Annotated in this window: 3 protein-coding genes and 1 pseudogene; 3 read left to right on the top strand and 1 reads right to left on the bottom strand. The window is 73.0% G+C overall.

The window, feature by feature from the left end; genetic code table 11:
• A pseudogene (locus G3I65_RS36930) lies at nt 1-667 on the bottom strand (PucR family transcriptional regulator); the annotation flags it as partial.
• Between the two features lie 180 nt (nt 668-847).
• Here G3I65_RS36930 and G3I65_RS36925 point away from each other — a divergent pair.
• From G3I65_RS36925 to G3I65_RS36915, 3 genes are all read left to right on the top strand, one after another.
• Nucleotides 848-2107 carry a YncE family protein gene (locus G3I65_RS36925; RefSeq protein ID WP_160700203.1) on the top strand — a complete coding sequence of 420 codons (1260 nt, stop codon included), beginning with the start codon at nt 848-850 and terminating at the stop codon, nt 2105-2107.
• Nucleotides 2108-2274: 167 nt separating this feature from the next.
• The gene (locus G3I65_RS36920; protein ID WP_309235910.1) at nt 2275-3747 is read left to right on the top strand and encodes an amidohydrolase family protein; all 1473 of its coding nucleotides are present in this window, start codon (nt 2275-2277) and stop codon (nt 3745-3747) included.
• Entirely contained in the window at nt 3744-4871 is a 1128-nt protein-coding gene (locus tag G3I65_RS36915; protein ID WP_160700201.1) for a M20 family metallopeptidase, read from the top strand. Before G3I65_RS36920 ends, G3I65_RS36915 begins: the two co-directional genes overlap by 4 nt.
• The last annotated feature ends 116 nt before the right edge of the window (nt 4872-4987 follow it).

The following is a 4987-nucleotide window of genomic DNA, read 5'->3' as shown; positions in this document are numbered from 1 at the left end:
CGCGGGCCGCCAGGCCGGTGAGCCTGCCTTCGACCAGGCCGTAGACCCCGCCGAACTCCAGCAGCGCCTGTTCGAGGGTGCGGGCCCGCGCCGGATCGCTGACGTCGGAAACCACGCAGTGGTACCGGCCTTCGGGGCGCAGACCCGCGTGCCGCAGCTCCTCCGGTGTCGGCGGCGGCCCGGCGAGCAGGAGCGTCCGCAGCAGGTGGGTGCGCGCGTCGCGGACCGTGCGCGACAGCTGGAGCTCGGCCGCGTGGTAGCCCTTGACGATGTGGCGTTCCAGCGCGCCGGTGTAGCGCTCGGCGTCCAGGACCGTCTCGAGGATGACGTCGTCGGGCAGCCCGGCGGCCCGGCAGCGTTCGACGGCGACGCGCGCGGCGAGCGTCCGGCCCGCCTGGACGCCGCGCAGCAGGTCGGTGAGCGGGACACCCTGCTCTGCGCGGTCGGCGCCGAGCTTCTCCGCCGTCGTGTAGTCGGCCGTGCCGGGGTTCGTCGTGGCCCGCAGCGCCGCCGACAGCAGGAACTGCACGTGGCGGCGGTTTTCGGCTTCCGGCAGCCGCGCGACCGCCGGGGACTGGCTGCGCGCCGCGCGCACGAGCTCGTCCAGCACGGTCTCGTCCGCGGCCATCGCGTCGAGCACCTGCCGGAGCAGCGGCAACGCCGGCACGGCACCTCCCGGGCCCGTTGTGGCACGGCCACAACGCCGCGCGCGCGATGTTGGCCGAGCGGCCCTACCGGAGCGGCTCCGGGGGCCGGTTATCGTGGCGATACCGGACAGTAACCGCTCTACCGCACGAAAGCCATCGCAGTCCTCGCCGCACCTCTTCAGCGTCGAAAGGTGTTCCCAGTGCGCATTTCCCCGACCCGACGGCGGTCGTACCTCTCGCGCGCGGCGTACGCGCTGTCCGCCGCCGCCCTGCTGGTGACCGGCGCCGCGGTGCCGGCGACCGGTGCCCCCGCGGCCCTGCGGGAGGTGATGTTCGTCGGCAACAACTGGGACGGGACGGCGGACGTCATCCAGTCGCGGGGCTCGTTCGGCCGCATCGGGCGCGTGAACATCATCCCGGACAAGGACGACCGGCTGCGGGAGATCTACCTCAACCCGATCAAGCTGGCGTTCTTCCTCGGCATCCGCAACGGCCCCGGCGAAGGCCACGACCAGTTCGTCGACGACATGTACACCACCCCGGACGGCGGTTCGGTGGTGGCGTCGCGGCCCAGCTTCGCCGACGTCGTGTCGATCAGCCTCACCACCGGCCGGATCAACTGGCGCTTCCCGGTGTCGGGCTTCCGCTCCGACCACATGGCCGTCTCGCCGGACGGGCGCCGCGTCGCGGTGTCGGCCTCGACGTCCAACACCGTGCACGTGCTGGACATCGTGACCGGGCAGCAGGTCGGCTCCTTCGCGACCGGCGACAAGCCGCACGAGAACGTCTTCACCGACGGCGGCCGGTACCTCTGGAACATGTCGATCGGCGAGGTCAACACCGACCTCGATGACCCGGGCTGGGACTTCACCAAGGGGGACCGGCGGATCACCGTCGTCGACGCCACGACGTTCGCCCAGGTCAAGGTGATCGACATGCGCCAGCGCCTCGACGCCTTCGGGCGCCGCGACCTGTCCGACGCGGTGCGGCCGGTGGCGTTCACGCCGGACGAGTCGAAGCTGTACTTCCAGGTCTCGTTCTTCAACGGCTTCCTGGAGTACGACGTCGCGACCGACAAGATCACCCGGCTCAAGGAACTGCCGAAGAACCCGGCCACCAGCGACGACCGCACGACGTTCGTCAACGACTCGCGCCACCACGGCCTGTCGATGAGCCCGGCGGGCGACAAGCTCTGCGTCGCGGGCACGATGGACGACTACGCGACGGTCGTCGACCGCGCGACCCTGCAGGCTGGCGCGCTGGTGCCGGCGGTCAAGCCGTACTGGGCGACGGTGAGCGGCGACGGCACGGCGTGCGTGATCTCCGAGGCCGGTGCCGACCAGGTCACCGCGATCGACTTCGCGACGGGCCAGAAGCGCGTCTCGGTCCCGGTGGGCGACCACCCGCAGCGGGTCCGGATCGGGCACGTGCCCGAGGGCTGGACCGGCCCCGGCGCCTGACCCGTCGTGAGTGGCAAGTCGGGTTAGAACCCTACTTGCCACTCACGAGCCGGCCGAGTTCGTCCGCACGGACGGACCGCGCCGCCCGCATTCGTCGTCGCGCACCAACGGCGCCCGCCGGAATGCTCCTAACGTCACCGGGATCGGTGACCACGAGGAGGCAGCGGGTGCGGACACTCTTGCGGGGCGGCCGGGTCGTCGACCCGGGCAGCGGGTTCGACGGCGTCGCCGACGTGCTCATCGACGACGGCAAGGTCGCCGCCGTCGGTGCGGACCTCGACGCCCCCGACGCCACCGGGATCGACGTGACCGGGCTCGTCGTCGGGCCCGGGTTCGTCGACCTGCACAGCCACGTCCACTCCGTCGCCGGGCAGCGGCTGCAGGCCATGGACGGGGTCACCACCGCGCTCGACCTCGAAGCCGGGCTGATGCCCGTCGAGCGGGCGTACGCCGAGGCCGCCGCGGCCGGGCGGCCGCTGCACTACGGCTTCTCCGCCTCCTGGGGCGCCGCCCGCGCGCAGGTGCTCGCCGGGATCGAACCCGACGCGAACATCGGCAGCGGACTGGCCGTGCTCGGGAACCCGCGCTGGCAGCGGAGTTCGTCCAAAGAGGAACTCGGTGCCTGGCTGTCCCTTTTGGACGCCGAGATCGCGAACGGCGCGCTGGGCATCGGCGTCCTCATGGGGTACGCACCCGCCACCGACCCCGGGGAGTTCCTCGCCGTCGCGCGGCTCGCCGCCAAGGCCGGGGTGCCGACCTACACGCACGTCCGCGAACTGGTCGAGGTCGACCCCGCGATCCCGGTCGACGGGTCGGTCGAAATCGCCGTCGCGGCCGGGGAAACCGGCGCCGCGATGCACCACTGCCACGTCAACAGCACCTCCGGCCACCACGTCGACCGCGTCCTCGCCACGCTGGACAACGCCCGCCGCGAGGGCTCGCGCGTCACCGTCGAGGCCTACCCGTACGGTGCGGGCAGCACCGCCGTCGGCGCCGCGTTCATCGAGCCGGACCGCCTGCGGCTGAAGGGACTCCGCCCGTCGAGCGTCGTGATCCTCGAGACGGGGGAGCGCGTTCGCGACGAGGCGCGTCTCCTCGAAATCCGGAGGCAAGATCCGGGCGCGCCCTGCCTCCTGGAGTTCCTCGACGAGCACGATCCCCGTGACCGCGGCCTGCTGCACCAGGCGCTGGCCTTCCCGGACGCGATCGTCGCCAGCGACGCCATGCCGGTGTACTGGAAGGACGGCCGCGCCGAGAGCACCGAGTGGCCGCTGCCGCCGGGCGGCACGACGCACCCGCGCACCGCCGGCACCTTCGCGAAGACCCTGCGGCTGATGGTCTGCGAAACCGGCACCTGGACCTGGCTCGAAGCCTTCCGCCGCTGCTCCTACCTGCCTTCGCGGCTCCTCGACGACGTCGCGCCCGCCGCCCGCGGCAAGGGCCACCTCGCCGCCGGTGCGGACGCCGACGTCGTCGTGCTCGACCCGGACCGGATCACCGACACCGCGACCTACACCGACCCGACCCGGCCGTCGCACGGCATCCGGCACCTCTTCGTGGCCGGCGTGCGGGTGATCGGCGACGGAAAGCTCGACCCGGAAGCGCTTCCCGGGCAGCCGCTGCGGGGTGAGCCGAAGTGATCGACGACATCGAGGCGCTCGTCCGCTGCGAATCCCCGTCGGAGGACCACGAAGCCGTCGCGCGCAGCGCCGAGGTCGTCGCCGCGATCGGGCGGCGGCTCCTCGGGGCCGAGCCCGAACGGATCGTCACCGACGGCTGCACGCACCTGCGGTGGCGGTTCGGCGAGCCGCGGGTGCTGCTGCTCGGGCACCACGACACCGTGTGGCCGCTGGGATCCCTGGCCACCCACCCGTTCGAGGTCCGCGACGGCGTCCTGCGCGGCCCCGGCTGCTTCGACATGAAAGCCGGCGTCGTGATGGCCCTGCACGCCGCCGCGGCGCTGCCCGACCGGGACGGCCTGTCGATCCTCGTCACCGGCGACGAGGAAATCGGCTCGCCGCTGTCCCGGCCGCTGATCGAGGACGAGGCCAAGACCTGCGACGCGGTGCTCGTGCTCGAAGCGTCGGCCGACGGCGGGGCGCTGAAGACCCGCCGCAAAGGCGTTTCCCGGTACTGGGTCGAGGTCGAAGGCCGCGCCGCGCACGCCGGGCTCGAGCCGGAGAAGGGCGTCAACGCCGGGATCGAGGTCGCCCACCAGATCCTCGCCGTGGCCGCGCTCGCGGACGCGGAGAAGGGCACCACCGTCGTGCCGACCGCGCTCAGCGCCGGGACGACCACCAACACCGTGCCCGCCGCGGCGAGCGTCGCGGTCGACGCGCGAGTGTGGGACACGGACGAGCAGGACCGCGTGGACCGCGCCATCCGGAGCCTGGCCCCGGTCGTCGACGGCTCGGGGATCCGGATCGGCGGCGGCATCAACCGGGCGCCGCTGGACGCGAAGGCGTCGGCGGAACTGTTCGTGCTCGCGAACGAACTCGCCGACGGCCTCGGTATCGGACCGCTTGCCGAGGCGGCCGTAGGCGGGGCCTCGGACGGCAATTTCACCGCGGGGCTGGGCATTCCGACGCTCGACGGCCTCGGCGCCGTCGGCGGCGGCGCGCACGCCGACGACGAACACGTCCTCGTCGCGGAGCTGCCCCGCCGCACCGCGCTGGTCCGGAAGCTCGCGGAAACCGTGCTGGCGCGGGGAAGTTCGTCCGCGCCGACGAACGCGCGGGGCGAATCCGGTGCGGCACAACGGTGACCGGCGGGCCGGGTCCGGAGAGGATCGTCAGCGTGACTGAAGTCGTGACGAACACAGCCCCGCCGCTGCGGGACGAGGCGGCCGCCGCCGCGGCCACCGCCGCCACGGCCTCGGGG

The organism is Amycolatopsis sp. SID8362, from assembly GCF_010550475.1.
Lineage (GTDB): Bacteria > Actinomycetota > Actinomycetes > Mycobacteriales > Pseudonocardiaceae > Amycolatopsis > Amycolatopsis eburnea.
The sequence above is the reverse complement of the archived record's forward strand: the minus strand, read 5'-3'. Positions and strand labels throughout refer to the sequence as shown.